Annotated in this window: 6 protein-coding genes; all 6 read right to left on the reverse strand. The window is 68.8% G+C overall.

The annotated features are described in order from the left end of the window. Positions 1-76: 76 nt before the first annotated feature. The 6 genes from HUA76_RS41145 to HUA76_RS41170 all read right to left on the reverse strand — a co-directional run bounded on the left by HUA76_RS41145 (position 77) and on the right by HUA76_RS41170 (position 17643). The gene (locus tag HUA76_RS41145; RefSeq protein WP_371823597.1) at positions 77-4177 is read right to left on the reverse strand and encodes a DUF4215 domain-containing protein; all 4101 of its coding nucleotides are present in this window, start codon (positions 4175-4177) and stop codon (positions 77-79) included. Positions 4178-4228: 51 nt separating this feature from the next. Beyond that, on the reverse strand, positions 4229-6073 hold the full coding sequence (locus HUA76_RS41150) for an OmpA family protein (protein ID WP_217440878.1): 1845 nt from the start codon (positions 6071-6073) through the stop codon (positions 4229-4231). A gap of 255 nt (positions 6074-6328) precedes the next feature. Further along, positions 6329-7936, reverse strand: coding sequence for a CocE/NonD family hydrolase (locus HUA76_RS41155; RefSeq protein ID WP_174463993.1), 1608 nt, complete (start codon positions 7934-7936; stop codon positions 6329-6331). Positions 7937-8037: 101 nt separating this feature from the next. Then, positions 8038-9405, reverse strand: a complete 1368-nt coding sequence (locus tag HUA76_RS41160; protein ID WP_174463994.1) for an ATP-binding protein — start codon at positions 9403-9405, stop codon at positions 8038-8040. A 4-nt stretch (positions 9406-9409) separates the two neighbouring features. Further along, positions 9410-15190: a contractile injection system tape measure protein gene (locus HUA76_RS41165; RefSeq protein ID WP_174463995.1), complete on the reverse strand. Its 5781-nt coding sequence runs from the start codon at positions 15188-15190 to the stop codon at positions 9410-9412. Further along, entirely contained in the window at positions 15187-17643 is a 2457-nt protein-coding gene (locus HUA76_RS41170) for a hypothetical protein (protein WP_174463996.1), read from the reverse strand. The genes HUA76_RS41165 and HUA76_RS41170 overlap by 4 nt, the downstream gene beginning before the upstream one ends. Between the last annotated feature and the right edge of the window lie 7 nt (positions 17644-17650).

A 17650-nucleotide genomic window follows, 5' to 3' on the forward strand; every position in this document is an offset into this window, starting at 1 on the left:
TCCGCCGGGAGGTCCACGAGTCCCCGGGGTCGGGGACTGGGGGAAGGGATGTGGACCCCCCGGCAGAAAACCGTCGCTACCGGCGCTGCTTGCGGCGCAGGCGCAGTCCCAGCAGCGCCAGCAGGGGCAGCCAGGACGTCGCCGGGGCCGCGCTGCAGCCGCCGCCCGCGAAGGCGCGCGTATTCACCACCGTCCACCGGTACTCGGCGGGGGAGGCATCCACGTTGCCGGCTTCGTCGGTGGCGCGCACCCGCAGGGTGTGGTCACCGTCGTTGACGTCGTAGGTCTCCTGGCAGGCGATGAAGGGGCCGCCGTCCAGGCTGCACTCGTACGTCACGCTGCCCTCGTTGGAGGCGTACGCGAACGGAGCCTCCGGGTCTCCGGTGCGAGCCGGAGGACCGCGGCCGAACGACGTGTCCGGCGCCTGCGTGTCGATGCGGAAGGTGTCGACATTGGAGGGCGCGCTCGTGAGGCCTGTCGAGTCCGTGGCGTTGGCGACGACAGCGTGTGTGCCGTCCGCCAGCGGCGTGGCGGGCGTGCAGCTCCAGGCCCCCGTGGCGCTCGTAGTCGCCGTGCACAGCACGGTGTCTCCCTCGCGCACCGTCACCGTGGAGCCCGGCGTGGAGGTGCCGGAGATGGCCGGGGTGGACGTGTCCAGCACCGAGCCGTTCGCGGGGCCGGTGATGACGGGCGCGGCCGGCGGCGTGGTGTCCACGGTGAAGGTCACCGGGGCCGAGGGCGCGCTGGGGTTGCCCGCATCCTCGGTGGCGACGGCGGTGATGGTGTGCGGACCGTCGGTCAGCGGCGTGGTGGGCGTGCAGCTCCAGTTACCGGCGGCGTCGGCGGTCGCGGTGCAGAGCACCGTGCCACCCTCGCTCACCGTCACCGTGGTGCCCGGCTCGGACGTGCCGCTCAGGGGCGGCGTCGAGTCAGTCGTGGTGGAGCCATTCACGGGGCCGGTGATGACGGGCGCGGCGGGCGGCCCGCTGTTGATGATGATGTCCACCGGCGGAGCCGTCTCCGTGGCGCCCACCTCGGTGGAGGTGAGGACCACCGAGTGCGGACCCTCGGGGATGTTGCCCAAATCACACGTCCAGTGGCCGTTGTTGTCGACGACGGCGGTGCACGCCGGGGTGGGGCTGCCGTCGACGTAGACGTTGATGGTGGAGCCCGGCGAGCCGGTGCCACCGATGACGGGGTTCGACACGCCGCCCGGCGTCGGGTCCGTCAGCACGGGGATGAGCTGGCAGATGGACAGCGAGTCCACGCGGTAGGCCACCGCGGTCTCCGAGTTGTTGTTCAAGGCGCAGTCGGTGTCGACGAGCGCCAGGCGCACGTCACCCGAGGCCGCGTCGAAGTCGCGGCGCAGCGGGAAGCCCAGCTCCATCGCGGCGTCACGGGTGGTGGACGGGGGGCCCCCCGCCGGGACGAAGCCGAGCGAGAAGCGCTGCTCGCCCGTGCCCGACGTGTGGTTGAAACCGAAGATGCCCGGGTACCAGTTGGTGCCACCGGAGTAGCTCACCGCTCCGGAGACGTAGCCGACGCGGTAGCGGCCCGGCACGGTGAGCGGTGCCTGGATGGCGCCCGCGGCCAGCTCCGGTTCGTCGATGCTGGACACCTGGGTGCACTGGCTGCTGCCCTGCCGGGTGAAGAACACCCGCACCTCGGTGTTCTTGCAGCCGTGGGCCGCCTCGATGGTGCAGGTGGCCGAGCAGCCGTCGGTGGCCGCCGTGTTGCCGTCGTCACAGGCCTCCGAGCCGGCCTTGATGCCGTCGCCGCACGTCACGGCGCAGACGGAGGGGTTGCCGGTGCAACCGTGGCCCGCCTCGATGGCGCAGGTGGCCGAGCAACCGTCGTTGTTGGCGGTGTTGCCGTCGTCGCACAGCTCCCCGTTGTCGAGCATCGCGTTGCCGCACACGTTGGCGGTGACGCAGACGTCCGTGTGGGGATTGCAGGTGCCGCTCTCGCAGACGCCAGAGGCGGCGCAGGGCTGGCCGTTCTCCCACAGGCAGCGCGGCGAGCAGGTGTCACCGCTGTTCAGGTTGCCGTCGTCACACACCTCGGAGCCGGCCACGACGCCGTCGCCGCAGGTGGTGGCGCAGCTGGAGGGCAAGCCGCTGCAGTTGTAGCCCGGCTCCTGGGCGCAGATGCCGGAGCAGCCGTCGCCGCTCAGCTTGTTGCCGTCGTCGCACGTCTCGCCCGAGTTGATGGTGCCATTGCCGCAGGTGTTGAAGCAGGCGTTGCCGGGGGGCGGGCAGCTGTAGCCGGAATCCACGGCGCACGCGGTGCAGCCGTCGCCGTCCGTCATGTTGCCGTCGTCACACGCCTCGCTGCCGGCGGTGATGCCGTCGCCGCAGAGCGTGACGCAGTCGGAGGGCGTGTTGGAGCAGGAGTAGCCTGGCTCCACGCCGCAGCCCTGCGAGCAGCCATCACCGGCGGTGGTGTTGTTGTCGTCGCACGTCTCGTTGGCGTCCACCGTGCCGTTGCCGCACGTCGGGGCACACACCGAAGGCCCGTTGGAGGGCCTGCTGCACGAGTAGCCCGACTCCACGCGGCACTCGGTGGCGCAGCCGTCGCCCGGGTTCAGGTTTCCGTCGTCGCACTGCTCACCCGGATTCACCGTGCCGTTGCCACACGTCTTCGCGCAGGGCTGGCCCACGGTCGGACAGGAGTAGCCCAGCTCCAGGGTGCAGGCGTTGGAGCAGCCGTCACCCAGGTTCGTGTTGCCGTCGTCGCACAGCTCGCCGGAGTCCAGTCGCGAGTTGCCGCACAGCGGAGCGCAGCTGGACGGCTGGCCCACGCACTCGTAGCCGCTCTCGATGCGGCAGGAGTTGGAGCAGCCGTCGCCGGACAGGCCATTGCCGTCATCGCACAGCTCGCCCGGGTTGATGGTGCCATTGCCGCAGGTGGCGACACACGCCTGTCCCGGAGTGGGGCATGCGTGGCCGGCTTCGATGCGGCAGGACGCGTTGCAGCCGTCGCCGACGGTGGTGTTGCCGTCGTCGCACTGCTCGCCCGAATTGAGCAGGCCGTTGCCACACGTCGCCGCGCAGGAGCTGGGCGAGCCGGCGCAGCCGTAGCCAGGCTCGATGCCGCAGCTGGCGCTGCAGCCGTCGTTGTTGACGGTGTTGGCGTCGTCGCACTCCTCACGCAGGGACACCGCGCCGTCGCCGCAGCGGTCGTCGTAGGCGTCCACGAAGAGGTAGCGGAACGCGTTGGGCGTCGACTGCGCGTTCTCGTTGCACAGCTCGATGCGGTTGAGGCCGATGCGCCAGGCCGCCGTCGTGCCGAACTCCCGGATGATGTTCTTCTGCCAGGAGTTGCCCGCGGGCTCGCTCACGGTGGTGGGCGTGAAGGGCGAGCCGTTGACGGCCGCGCTGTCGAACTCGTTGTCGTTGAACGTGGCCAGCCGCATGCGGAACTGGGCGATGTTCGTCGTCGAGGGGATGATGAAGTCCTGGTAGACGCACACGGGCGCGCCCAGGGGGGCCGCCATGAAGCGGGCCGTGGTGATTTCCTGCGGCCAGTCCTGGGCGTTGCGCACGCCCGTGGCGGCACCCGTCGTGCCACCCCGGTAGAACCAGTGCGGGTCCGCGCCGGACTCCAGGCGGCGGTTGTTCTGGTCCACGCCGGTGTTGAAGAAGGCGAGGCCCGCCCTCACACAACGGCTGGGTGTTCCCGCGCAGGCGAAGCCGGGCTCCACTTCGCACATGCGGCTGCAGCCGTCGCCCTCGGTGCGATTGCCGTCGTCGCAGATCTCCTGGTCGAAGTTGGGCCACTGGCGGTTGTTGAAGACGCCGTTGCCGCACAGCGACAGGTCGCACGTGGCGGTGCAGCCGTTGGCGCCAGCGGCGGTGTCGCCGTCGTCGCAGGCCTCGCCCGGGTTGACGACGGTGTTGCCGCACAGGCTCGCCAGCGAGCAGGCGCGTCCGGGGACATGACAGAGATAGCCGGCCTCGACGGTGCCGGTGGCGGAACAGCCGTCACCGCTCATTGTGTTGCCGTCGTCACACTCCTCGCCGGGCTGGATGCGTCCGTCGCCGACGACCTCGGCGGCCTGGCTGACCAGGACGGACTCCTCGACGGGAGGGGGTGGGGTGTTCTGCTCGCAGCCGGTGAGGGCGGTGAAGAGCGCGAGCGCGAGCGCGGTGGAGAGCCCCGAGCGCGAGGACTTCACGGGCTCGGAACAAAGGGGGTCAGGGACACGTGTGTTCATGGAATGTCTGCCTCACTTCTCGATGGTGTCGGTGGGAGCGCCCTGCTTCGTCTCGACGCCCTCGGCGTCACCGACGATGCGGAACTCCACGCGGCGGTTCTTGGCGCGGCCGGGCTTGGTGGTGTTCTCGGCGATGGGCTTCGCGGGGCCGAAGCCCTGCGACTCCAGCCGCTCGCGGCTGAGGCCCTTGCCCACCAGATACTTCACCACCGCCTCGGCGCGGCGCTGGGACAGGTCCAGGTTGTAGTCGGCCTTGCCCGTGTTGTCGGTGTGGCCCTCGACGCGCAGCTTCTCGATTTCAGGGTGCGACGAGAGGATGGACGCGACGCCGTCGAGCAGCTTGTGGCTGCGCGCGCTGATGACGTCCTGGTTGTTCTCGAAGAAGACGGCCTCGAGGATGCGAATCTGGCCCTCTCCAATCTGCGCCAGCTGCTTCTGCTTGCAGCCGTGGTTCTTCTCCGTGCCCGGCTCGTCGGGGCAGTTGTCCAGGCGGTCCACGAGGCCATCGCCGTCGCGGTCCTTGTCCGGGCAGCCGCGGTTCTCCTTCGGGCCCACCTCGTTCATGCAGGCGTCGCGCGCGTCGGCCACGCCGTCCTTGTCGTTGTCCGGGTCCGGGCAGCCGTTGGTGTCCTCGAAGCCGTCCAGGTCCTCCGCCTCGCGCGGGCAGGTATCCTTGGAGTCGGCCAGGCCGTCGCCGTCCGTGTCCGGGTCATCCGGGCAGCCGTCGGAGTCCTCGAAGCCGTTGACGTTCTCCGCCTTCGCCGGGCAGCGGTCCGCCAGATTGAGCAGGCCGTCCTTGTCGTCGTCCTCGTCCGCGCAGCCGTTGAGCTGGGCGAGGCCCGGCGCCGTCGGGCAGCGGTCCGCGAGGTTCTTCACGCCATCGCCGTCCGCGTCCAGGTCGGGACAGCGGGCCGCGTCGTGGGGCTGGCCCGCGACACATGACGCCACCGGCGTGTTGCCAGGGCCGAAGTTGACGCCCGCCAGCACGCGGAACTCCGGCGTGCCGGGCGTCTGGCCGAAGCCCGGGCCGCCCATGACGTAGAACTCGGTGCCGTTGCTCGTCGGCGCGCGCAGACCCAGCAGCACCTCCAGGGACTCCGGCGCGTCCGCGAAGGGCAGCGTGCCGCGCACGACGAGCTCCTCGCGCAGGCCGAACAGGTGAGCGGTGAGGTTCACACCGCCGTTCATCTCCACGCCCATCTCGTCGCGAAGCGGGTCCGCGCCGGGGGAGAGGGCGTACGTCTTGGTCCGCACCAGCGCGCCCACGTCGGCGCCCACGCGCCAGGTGTCGCCCAGCTTCTTGCCCAGGCCCAGGCGCGGGGTGAAGACGAAGCCGTCGTCCTTCGTGAGCACTTCCTCACTGCCCAGGGGCAGCGCCGCGCCCAGGTGCAGGCCCACGTCCAGCGGTCCACCGCGCGACTCGGACAACAGGCCCGCGCGCACCTGCAGCCAGGGCGTGCCCAACGAGCTGGTGTCCGGCGTGTCGAAGCCGAGCGTGCTCGTGTCCGGCCCCCACTGCGCGACGATGGGCACCTGCGCGCCCACTTCCAACCAGTCCGTCACCGCATAGGCGCCACTGAAGTGCACCGTCATGCGGTCCGAGATGATGGTGCCCTGCCGCGCGTCGTTGCGCAGCAGCACCAACGGCTCGTTCTCGTAATGCGCCGTGAGGGCGATGCGGAACGTGCCGTCCGGCAACAGGTCGCCGGTGGACAGCACGAGGCTGTCCTTCGCGCCCGGGTTGAGCTGCAATCGCTCCAGCTCGATGCTTGGGATTCGCTGGGCCTGTGCTTGAGCGGAAAACGCCCAGAGAACGGCCAGTCCTCCAAGCAGGGGATGACGACTTCTTGAATTCAAGGGTTCCTCCACGTCCGCGCTGCTCACTGGGAGCGCGCGCGGCCTTCAGCCACCAAATGTGTGTGAGCGCACATTTGCACGCCCCGGGCCAGGGCGTCGTGGGCGGTAGGCAGGAGGACGAGAGCCCCTGCTGACGTGTCAGGGCACGTCCGGACGCAGGTGCGCGTGCCGTTGACGTGTCAGGTCAGCAAGAGGCGGGTGGATGCAGACCCTCCCGGGCTCCTCAAAAAGAGTCCGGGAGGGATGGGCGCATTTCTAGCGCAGCGGCAGGTCCAGCCAGGACGGGCCACCGAACGCCAGCGAGGCGCCAGTGGTGTTGGCGTCGAAGTAGAGCGGGTCCTCGGTGTCGACGACGAGCGCGAGCCGGTGCCAGGCCGGGACGTCGTACGCCGTGGCGGGGAACACCAGGTTCAAGTCGAGCGGCGCGCCGGGCGTGGCGCCCGTCCAGCTCAGGGGGACGTGGGTGATGAGGCCTCCGAAGTCGCCGGCCAGGTCATAGAGGTAGGCGACCACGGTGCCCGACGCCGTCGTCGGGGTGATGCGCAGCCGCAGCGTGGCCGTGCCGCGAATGGCGACAGCGTTCGTGGAGAGCCCGGAGGTCCAGACGCCCGCGTTGAGGCGGTTGACGCCCGGCAGCCAGACCACGGGAGGAATCCCCGTCAGCGCCTGGAGCCCGTTGGTGAGCAGCGCGACGCCCGCGTCGGCGTGGGTGTCGAAGCCGCCAAAAATGGTCCGGGATGGGTTCGTGGACGAGCCGCCCAGCGTGCCGGTGCCGTCGAGCAGGCGGATGGCGCCGAGCGCGTGACGTTGGGTGCCCGAGGACACGTCGGCCCAGGACGTGTAGCCCTCCACGTCGCCGTCATAGGTGCGCAGCACCACAGGGGCCTCGTTGCCGATGCCGGTGTTGATGCCGGCCACGTACTGGTCCATCCAGCGCGTCACGCTGGTCCACACGTGGTTCTCCAGGCCGAGCAGGCCCGTGGCCTCGACGACGGCGTGGTCCCCGGGGGCGAGCTCCAGGCGCTTGGGGCCGGTGAGCTGACCGAAGAACGCGGAGAGCTGGTTGGGCGGAAACAGGCTGTCGCCATACGCGTTGGCGATGAGGATGGCGGGCGCGTTCGCGTTGATGCGGTCCACGTAGGTGGCGGCCGAGCGCACGCGGCCCCAGCTCTTGATGCCCTCGATGTCGCGGTTGGCGAAGTAGTTGTCGATGGTGGTGCGCAGCTCGGGGCTGGGCCGGCCCAGCAGGCGCGAGGCGATATCCAGCAGGGCCACCGCCTGGGGCCTGCGCGTGTCCCCGCCGTACAGCGAGGCCACCAGGTCCGTCCAACCGGAGAGCGCGGCGACGGCCTTCACGCGCGGGTCGAAGCCGGAGGCGATGAGCGAGATGCCGGCGCCGTACGACACACCCGCCAGTCCGATGCGCGCGCTGTTCGTGGGTGTATTCGCCACCAGCCAGTCGATGACGCGCGAGGTGTCCGCGATGTCCGCGGGTCCGCCCGTGTCGATGCCACCACCAGAGGCCCAGAAGCCCCGGGGCGTGTACGAGAGGGCCACGTAGCCCTTCTGCGCCAGCGCCTTGGCCTGGGCCAGGTACTCCAAATCATTGAGGCCCCAGCTCGCGATGAAGACGACGGCGGGATGGGGGCCGGGCGTCGTCGGCGCGATGAAGTTGGCCTTCAGCACCACGCCATTGCCGACCGGGATGTCGACGAACTGGAAGCCCGTGGTCGGCACCGCCGCGAGCACCACGCGCGCGACAGGGGAGGGATTGGGAACGGATGCGGCCCCGGCGAAGGGGACGAGCAACGCCAGGAGGAGGGACGGCAGTCGGAGCAACCGGGGGGCAAGACGCTGCGCCATGGAGCACCTCACGGGACTGCTGGCTAGAGGGGGAGCGTCCACCGTAACGGTAGATTGATTCGTCAATCAAGGTATGTCTAGGAAGACTTGTTAAGCAGATTTCATCGTCCCGGGAGGGAGTAGCGGCCTTCCTTGTGGAGTTCGCGGGTGATGCCGTGGAGGAGGTCCTGTGCGCGAATCTGTTGGGGCGTGCGGACGACGGCCTTGAGGCAGGCGTGGCGGAGCACGTTGATGATGGCGCCACCGGACAGCTCGTGCTCGCGCGCGAGTCGGGGCAGGTCCACGTCGGGCGCGAGGGGGAAGGGCTTGTCGCGGAAGCACGCCTCCCAGAGCCGCAGGCGCTGCGCGGGGCCGGGCATGGGGAAGTGAATCATGGACTGGAAGCGGCGCGCGAAGGCCTCGTCGAAGTGCGAGCGCTGGTTGCTGGCGAGCAGGGCGATGCCTGGGAAGTCCTCGATGCGCTGGAGCAGATAGGAGATCTGCTGGTTTGCGGCCTGGTCATTGGCGTTGCGCGACTCGGTGCGCTTGCCGAAGAGGGAGTCGGCCTCGTCGAAGAAGAGAATCCAGCGCTGGAGCTGGGCGTGGTCGAAGAGGCTGGCGAGGTTCTTCTCCGTCTCTCCGATGTACTTGGACACGACCTTGGAGAGGTCGACTCGGAAGACGGGCAGGCCCGTGGCCTTGCCCAGGAGCGTGGCGGTGAGCGTCTTGCCGGTGCCGGGTGGGCCGTGGAAGAGGCTGCGGTAGCCGGGCTTGAGCTGTTTGCGCAGGCCCCAGGTGTCCATCAGCGTCCGTTGGTGGCGCGCCCAGGTGATGATGTCCTCCAGCTCCTCTCGCAGGGGGCCATCGAGCACGAGGTCGTCCCAGGTCTGGAGCGTGGTGAGGCGCTGGGCGGGGAACTCGGGGCCGAAGGGAGGTTGGTAGGTACCTCCGGTGGTGAGGCGCTCCAGGTACTCCGGCGTGAGCTGGAGGGCGGCGGACAGGGGCGGCTCGTCCGGGTGACGGCGCTCCAGGCGCAGCACGCGTCGCGCGAGGAGTGGGTGCTCGGGATGGAAGAGGCGGTGATGGGAGAGCCGCGCCGAGAGGTCTTCTCCCGCGAGGAGGAACAACGCGGTCTCACCCGTGGGGAGGAAGCCGCCGTGGGAGCTGCCCACCAGTCCGCCGAACTCGGTGAAGCGGCGGTCCAGCGCCTGGTTGCGGATGAAGAGCGGGTCCAGGACCGCGGGCTGGATGTGCGGCAGGTACGCGAGGATGAGGAGCAGTCGCTCCGGAGGAGAGAGCTCCAGCTCGCGGACGACGTCCGCATAGGGTGCGGAGAGCTCCGGCAGGCGCGGGGGGGAGAGGGCGTCCTGGAGGGACTCGTGTGGAGCGTCTCCGGCGTGCTGCTTGAGGCGGAGGTCCAGCAGTTGGCTGAACCAGGCGACCTCGGCGCGGATGCACGCGGCGTTCGCATCGAGAGAGGGGGCGTCCATGTCGCTACCAGGAGACATAGAGGGGCTGAGGCATCCACGGATGGGTGAGGATGGAGATGCTCCAGGGGACCTGGTCGACGAGCACGTCGAGCGTCTTGCGTTGGACCTGGAGCTTCCAGCGGTCGTCGAGCTGCTCCAGTCGTCCCTCGCGTTGGAGGAAGGTCTCTCGCAGGCCGGCGACGGAGGTGTTGGCGATGGTGGTCCAGTTGGCGATGAGCGCCTTGAGGAGTCGGTCACAGAGAGACTGCTCGCGCTCGGTCAGGTCGATTCCGCTGGGGACGGGGGTGGGGACGGAGAGGCCGCAGAAAATCTTGTTGAGGACGAGGAGAGGCTCGGGCGCGGAGGTGCGGCCGTCGACGAGGTACTGGAGCAGGTGTACCGCGCGCGTGGCGGGCTCCGGGTCCAGGTGGGTCTTTCCCGCGTCGTCGACGCGTGACAGGCCCAGCTCTCGGAAGAGGTGAGGTATGAAGGGACTGACGAGGACGAGTCCGGCGTTGTCGATGTAGATGGGTGTGCCGCCGTGTTTCTCCTCGCTGAGTCGGAAGGCTGTCCGACGAGAGTCCTTCGAGGGATTCGCGGGCCGCGAGCGAGAGGTGTTGGAGCGACGCGAGTCGAGGCGGGTGGTGGTGGTCCACGTGGTGACGAGGGCGTCTCGTCGCTGACGGAGCAAGGCGGCGAGGCGCGGGACGGCTTCGTTTTGAGCCAGCTCGATGGCGCGCTCCAGCAGTCGCTCGGCGGTGTTGCGTGGGTCGCGATGGCCGGGCTGGGCGGTGTGGAGGCGCGCGGAGAAGTGCTCGAAGAAGGCGGAGACGAGTTGTTCCAGGGTGAGGCTTCCGCCGGGCCGTTCGCCGAGCAGCTCCAGGACGAAGCGCCAGAAGGCGGACCGCTCCGTCAGCGCGGGAGTGCCGGGTGGGGCGACTTCCTGCCAGGCGGCGGCGAGTACCTCGGTGGCGGAGAGGAGCGCCGCGTGGACGTGGGGAGCGAGCACGGCGCTGAAGCGTGAGAGGACGGAGTCCGGCAGGTTGCGGGCCCAGTGTTCCTGAAGCCGCTTCCGGTGGGCGTGTCGTCGGACGAAGCCATGAAGCACTTCCGGCGATTCATCGAGGAGGGACTGGAGCAGGCGCAGCAGGGCATCGTCCGAGAGCCCCGCGTAACGGTCCGCGCTCTCCGCGAGTAGGAACGAGAAGAGGGCCTCGCGTGCGTCGTGACCCTGGAGGTTCGTGGGCCGCGAGGGACGCGGATGTGCTTTGGCGTCGAGCGGTGCCACTTCGTCGGGGCTCGAGCTGTCGCGGCGGTCAAGTGGTTCGGGCGCTGAGTTGCCGTCCTGTGTGCGCGAGGTGTCGAGAGGGGCGAGGGATTCGCGGCCCGGCGCGGAGGAGGACTCCGATGGTGGCTCACGCGTAAGAGGCGAGGGAGAACGTTGAGGTGCGCCGGCTTCGTGTGATGCAGCGGAGGACCGCGATATCGGGAGGGGTGCATCCGATGAGGGGCTGGAGTCTTCATCTTCACGCGGCGCACTGGCAGTGGCCGCATCCAGTCTGCGACTGGATCCTTCGCGCGGAGCGCTGGCGGTGGTCGCATCCGATATGAGCCCGGAACCTTCACGCAGTGCACTGGAGCCGGCCGCATTCAGCCTGCGACTGGAGCCGTCACGCGGTGCGCTGGTGTTGGTCGCATCCGGTATGAGGCTGGAGCCGTCACGCGGTGCACTGGTGTTGGTCGCATCCGGTATGAGGCTGGAGGTTTCGCGCGGTGAGTTGATGTTGGTCGCGCCCAGTCTGCGGCTGGCGTCGTCACGCGGTGCGCTGGTGTTGGTCGCGTCCAGTCTGCCGCTGGAGTCGTCACGCGGTGCGCTGGTGTTGGTCGCGTCCAGTCTGCGGCTGGAATCGTCACGCGGTGCACTGGTGTTGGTCGCATCCGGTATGAGGCTGGAGTCTTCACGCGGTGCGCTGGCGTTGGCCGCGTCCAGTCTGAGGCTGTAGCCGTCACGCGGTGCGCTGGTCGCATCCGGTATGAGGCCGGAGTCTTCACGCGGTGCGCTGGCGTTGGCCGCGTCCAGTCTGAGGCTGTAGCCGTCACGCGGTGCGCTGGTCTCATTCGGTATGAGGCCGGAGTCGTCACGTGGTGCGCTGGTGTTGGTCGCATCCGGTATGAGGCCGGAGTCTTCACGCGGTGCGCTGGCGTTCGTCGCGTCCGCTATGCGGCTGGAGGGCGGGGCGGAACGTTGAGATGCACCGGCTTCGGGTGAGGCAATGGGGGTCAGCGAACTCGGGATGGGTGCATCGGATATAGAGCTGGAGCCTTCATGCGGTGCGCTGGCGTGGGTCGAGTCCGGTATGCGGCTGGATCCCTCACGCAGTATTCTGGCGTTGGCTGCATCTGGTGTCGCCGGTCGCTGACTGCGCGCATCCTCAACGGAGTGACGGTGCTCCGCGCCTTGGGATGGAGCCGGGATGAAGCCATCGGTGCGAGTATCCGGCTGTGTGCTCGTGCGGCTCGGGACAGCTTCGCGCGATGGATGGAGACTCGTAGGTGGCGGCTGGGCCATTCCTGCGTCAGCTGCCTTCGGAATGGTGGACGCTGAAGCGACCTCAGAGTCACGTGGACGTCCGAGACTCGCGGATGGTGGCTGGGCAGTGCCTGTGTCTGATTCCGTCGGGAGCGGGGCGACTGAGTCGGCCTCGGTTGTGCGTGGGTGCCCGAGAGTCGTGGCGGGTAGCTCGTAAGGAAATGCGCCCGCTATTGGGGACAGGAGCGTGGAGGTTGCCTCGGGCGCTGGTGAACCCTCGAGTCTCGTAGGTGGGAACTCGGTTCGGGTTGCACCCTCCGACAGAGGAACGAGCACCGAATCTGCTGCGAGCACTCGCGGATGCCCGAGGTGCGCGAGCAACGGATCGACAGGAGCCGCCTTCGCCTGCTCCGGTGGAGTGACCGCTGCTGTTGATTCGTTCGTTGGTGGAGGCTCGCGACTCGCAGGTTCCGACTCGACAAGTACAGCGGAAGTCGTCGGCGAAGCCGTAGTTGCCTCATGTGCGCGCAGAGGCTTGAGGCCCTTGGTCGGTGGCTCAGCCACCTCATACGTGTGCCGTGGAGCAATGTACTCCGCCTCCGCTTCATGCGTGGACGGCGGCTTGAGGTCCACGGTCGACGGCGCAGCCACCGCGTCCACATGCCGTGGAGACCCAAGGCTCGCGGTTGAAAACGGAGCCGGGTTTTTACCCGCCCTCACTGGAGGCGCGGACTCACCTCTCTCTTCGACGCGTTGGGCAGTTCCCAGGGTCGCGGGCGATGAATCAGCTTGGACCTCATCTCCTGTCTCGGAGATGAGCCTGCCCGGCGATGACCTGTCGATTCCCTCCGCCTCGGGGGCTGACGCTGCCAACCCAGATGTGCGCCCACGAAGAGCGCCCTCGAGAGACCTCTCTGCTTGAGCGACGTTCCCCTCCTCAATCGGCAGAAGTGGCTCATCGACGTCAGTCGTTCGCGCATGCCGGGCGCCTCCAGCGGAGAACGCCAGCGGCTCATCCTCGTCGAACGTGGGTGGTGGCGCCGAGCGACCCTCGCTGCCCACGGTCCTCGACCGCGTGGAGTCAGTCTCTCTTCCCGGTCCTCGTGAGCTCCGTTGGACCTCGGGCGAAGTCACCTCAGCGGCCGAGTCATCACCCGTCGTCTCCTGGCGAGCGCGAACCACGCCCGTGTCTGGCCGCTGCTCATCCCTGGCGGTCTCGGACAACGCCTCGATGGAAACACGCTCACGTGACACGGATGCACTGCGTTCAACCACTCGACGCACGTCCCCGGCACGAGCCGCGTCCACGTCATCGGGTTGCGACGCCTTCACAGCACCCGGCGTTCGTGGACCGAGTTCTTCAATCGCCCCGCGGAACGCCTGAACCTGTTTTGCGGGAAGTTGCCCCGCTGCCTCCCAGGCAACAGCGGTCCGGAGCAGGAAGCCATGAACCTCGTCAGGAAGCACCGACCCGAACAGCCTCGTCAGCAACCGACTGAATGACCCCTGTGACAGCGGAGCAGTCTCACCCAGCAGCAACAGCTCGTGAAACACCTCCTGCCGTGCCCCCTCCCTGCCGAGTGGAAGGACTCTCTCCGGCAATGCATTCAGCGCGTGCAGGAGCGCACTCATCGTTCCCGACTCGCGGGGCCGCAACAGGTCCATCGCCCGTTCGAGCAGCTCTGGCTCGCTCTGCTCGACCAGCTCCGTCCGCAGCGCCTCCACATCCCGCAACGCGAGCAGGAAGTGTCGAGTGTCCTCCGGAAACGATGCCAGGAGCGCTGCCAGCAGCTCCGCCACCGTCGGTCCCGTCCGCGTCCCGAAGCGGAGTCGACTCACCAGCGCCGACTTGAGCGCATGTGCCTCCCAGCGTGAGAGGTCCGACTCAGGGGAGCTCCGTGTCTCCGCGAACGCCCCCGCACGAGGCGCCGCCAGCTCCTCCAGGTCCACCGGCCTCCCATCGAGGAGCGCCGATATCAACCGCGCGAAGAACAGCGGCTTGTCCTCCGCCCGCGCCACGAACACTGGCAGCGCCGAACGCAGAGGACTCCCTTCATCCCCCGAGCGCGGCATCAGCCGCACAAGCAGCTTCGCCAGTATCTCCTCCGGAATCCTCCGCACCGCGCGCACCAGCCGCGTCAGAGAACCTCCCGGCTGTTCCCACGCAAGCGCCCGTCGCTGAAGCGAGCGAGGCAGCTCCGGAAGCGTCGCCACGACACGCTCCGCGGTCAGCTCCGGCATGCGCACGAGCGTTCCCCACGGCAACACCCCATGCTGAAGGTAGTAGCGAAGCGCCTCTGTCAGCTCGTAGCGAGCCGACGCCGTCTCCGGCACCGTCAGCTCCTCCACCACGTCGTGCTCCGCCACCTCCACGACGTCCTTCACGGGCGGAGGCAGCTCACGCACCAGCTCCCCGATGACGAAGGACAGCGAGGCCAGCACCGGGTGCCGCTTGCGCACCTGGTCCAGTCCGATGCCCAGCGTGGTGAGCAGCTCCGGATACTCCAGACCCTGGCTCTCGGCGACACCCTCCAGGAGCTGCTTCAGCGCGCTCTTGCGGTTGAACTGCGACCCCGCTTCCTTCACCAGATACGTCAGCGTCAGCGACCACAGCAGCCGCGACAAGCCACGCTCACTCAAGGGCAACACGGGCTCGACACGATGGAGCGCCTGGAGGCTGATGATGTAGTCGATGAGGAGCGCCGCGTGCTTCGGCTCCAGGAGCGTGATGAGTCGCTCCAGGGAGCGCTGGTCCAACTGGAGCACCAGCCTGTCAATCACCCGCCCCATCGAGGCGTGCCTGCCCACCAGGACCACCAGGGCCTCGGGGTCGCTCCGCGCCACCTCCGCGAAGAGCGCTCCGAACGAGAACCCCGCGCCCCGGGGCGCCCAGTACGGCAGCGTGCCGTGCAACAGGTAGTGCTCCAGCAGCTCCAGCCGCACCTCCGCCTCGGTCCGAGGCTGCTCCCCCTCGGCCGGAGCCACGCGCCGAGCATGCACGGCCTGCTCCACGACCTCGCGAAGTCGCGCGGTGAGCCGCTCCTCCACCACCTGCTCGAAGTTGTCGAGCGGCACCGTCCCCAGGTCCACATCCAACCGGTCGATGCGCAGGTGCAGGCCCGGGACATCCACCGAGTCGAAAACCTGCTCGATGATGGCCAGCAGGCGCTTGCGATTGAAGTCGCTCAGCCGAGGCTGAAGCACGAGCGCCTGGGCCTCCGACTCCAGCTCCACGCGCAACGTCTGCTTCCGGATGTGGTGCCGCGAGCCCGTCATGCGGGAGCCGCCTCGGACTCACGGGTCGCCGCTTCCAGGAAGTCCCTCAGCCGCGCCGACGCCGTGGCCAGCCCCGCCGAGTCCTCCTGGCGGAGCGCGTTCCTCCACGCCCAATAGAGCCGCTCGAAGCCGGCCATGCGCGCCGGGCCGAGGAACAGACAGTCCGCCACCACCAACGCGGGCGCGTTGCTCCGGATGACCTCGCGTGCGAAGGCCTGGAACTCCGTGTTGCGCCACTGTTGGGTCGCCGTGGAGATGACGGCCGTCACCGTGAAGCTGTAGGCGAACGCGTCCTCTCCGTCACGGCGAGCGGACCGCAGCAGCACATGCTCCACGATGTAGAGCTGCGAGCGTTGGCGATTGAGCGAGCCCACCTGTTCGGCCAGCGCATGGGCACGGGCCACCGCGCTCCCGGTATCCGGGAACTTCCCCGCCAGGTGCCACCCGGCCTCGGAGGGCGCCTTGCAGACCAGCGCCACGGAGGACTCCCCGGGCAACGTCCCCACGCGGAAGTTCTCCAGCGAGCTCGCCGCCCCCAGGAACGCGCCGCTCACCGCCTGGGCACGCAGCGGTGAGGCCACCGGGCTCTCGGGAGCGGGCAGGGACAGGACGGGAGCGAAGCGCTCCTCGATGGTGTCCGCATACCGTGCGAGCGCGCGACCCTCGGGCGCGGGCCCTCCCGAATCGGAGAGGTCGAGTCCGTGCTCGTCCAGCGTGTCGATGAGCGGCCGTGCATCCGCCTCATTCATTCCAAGCTGGATGCGGCTCTTGATGGCCATGCCCGCGACATTTCCGGGGCCCGGCCGCTCCAGGGCGTCGATGCCGCGTCCGCGTCCATGCGTGCTCTGGACCAGGCGCTGGAGCAGCGCGAGCTTCGCTTCCATCAAACGCTCCGTCTGTACCGCCGCCGGGCGTCCTTCCCAGGCCACGTTCGCCACCGAGTCGTCTTCGAGCTCCTCCCCACAGAGCGCGAGCAGCACGTCGAGGAACCGATTGCGTCGCTCGGTGACGGGGTCCTGGCTTGCGACCAGCTCCTCGAGGCCGAGCGCATAGCCCGGCGTGCCTTCGCCAGGGACTTCCCGCTTGAGCAGCGGCTCCACGTCGGGAACCGAGTCCGCGAGTGACTGGGAGAAGTACGTCTGTCTCAGCTCCGTGTCGCTCGAGAACAAGTCCCGGACGTGAGCGAGCTGCGCGAAGAAGTCGGTGAGGAGCTGCTCGAAGACGAGCAGGTAGCCCTTGAACTGCCGCGCCTGTCCCTGTCGCGCCAGGGGAGCGCCCTCGGAGAGTCCCGCCGGGCCGATGCCGTAGACCATCGGGTACTGCGTCTGGATGGAGGTGTAGCCGCGGAAGTCCTGGCGCTGACCTTTCGGCATGGCGAGGTACTCCTCGTACTGGGGCGCCAGGGGGTAGGTTCGGCGCTGCTCGGCCCACAGGCGGTCCAACTCGCGGCGCACGCGCGCGGGTTGGGGCTTCACCTCGACGCCGTTGCGGAACAGGCGGATGGAGAAGCCGCCCCGCTTCGCGTCCACACCCGCGTCCACGATGAGCACCTGGTTCGGTGCCACGGGAAGCGAGCCGTCCGGGCCCACCGTCACCTTCTCGTCCGCGCGCAGGCTCACGTTGCGGACGCTGGTGATGCCTGGCGTCTGGACCATCGCCCGGGTCAGGTCCTGGATGGCGATGGACGTCGCCTGGGGCTGGAGCTCCGGGTCGGCGATGAAGCCGTCGCGGAGCAGCGGTCCCTCGAAGATTTCGTCAGGCGTGCGGCCCGCGTCGAGCAGGGTCTTCAGCGATTCGCGAAGAGGCTCCGGCGCGAGGAAGTTCCCGATGCGGAAGAACAGGCCGGCGAGGATGACCTCGGGCGTGCGGCTCTCGTCGATGCTCGCCTCGGCGGAGACGGTGGCCTCCACGTGCTCCAGCAGGGTGACTGTCCGGAGGTCCTCGCACAGTCCCCGGTGTCGGTTGTAGACGCGACGAACGGCGCTGATGATGGAATCGGGTGAGCGCTCATCGGTGGCGCAGTCGTCCCGGCCCGGCGCGTAGATGGCGACGTCATAGAGTCCCTGCACCGCGTCGGACGTGGCGGGCGTGAGCCAGACGTTGCCGACGGCGGGCACCCGGTCGATGAGGAGCTTGCGATAGTCGCGCTCCGTCAGCGGGTTGCACGGAAGGATGTCGAGCGCGGGGAAGAGCCCCTGTCGCTCCGGCTCGATGAGGCCCGTCACCGGGTCCAGCAGCATGTCCGCGAGGGGGAACGAAGCCCGATAGGACAGCTCCGTGAGCGCGTAGCAGAGCTGCTCCAGCGTGGTGACGCCCGGGTCGTGCTCGTTGTAGTCCGTCCAGATTTTCCCGGAGAGCTCCTGGACGAGCGTGGTGCCTTCTTCCTTGAGGGCCACGTAGTTCATGCCCACGTTCGCGGGCGGCTCGGCGCTGACGGTGACGGGCTCTGTCATGAAGGAC

This window comes from Myxococcus sp. CA056 (genome assembly GCF_013336715.1).
GTDB lineage: Bacteria > Myxococcota > Myxococcia > Myxococcales > Myxococcaceae > Myxococcus > Myxococcus llanfairpwllgwyngyllgogerychwyrndrobwllllantysiliogogogochensis.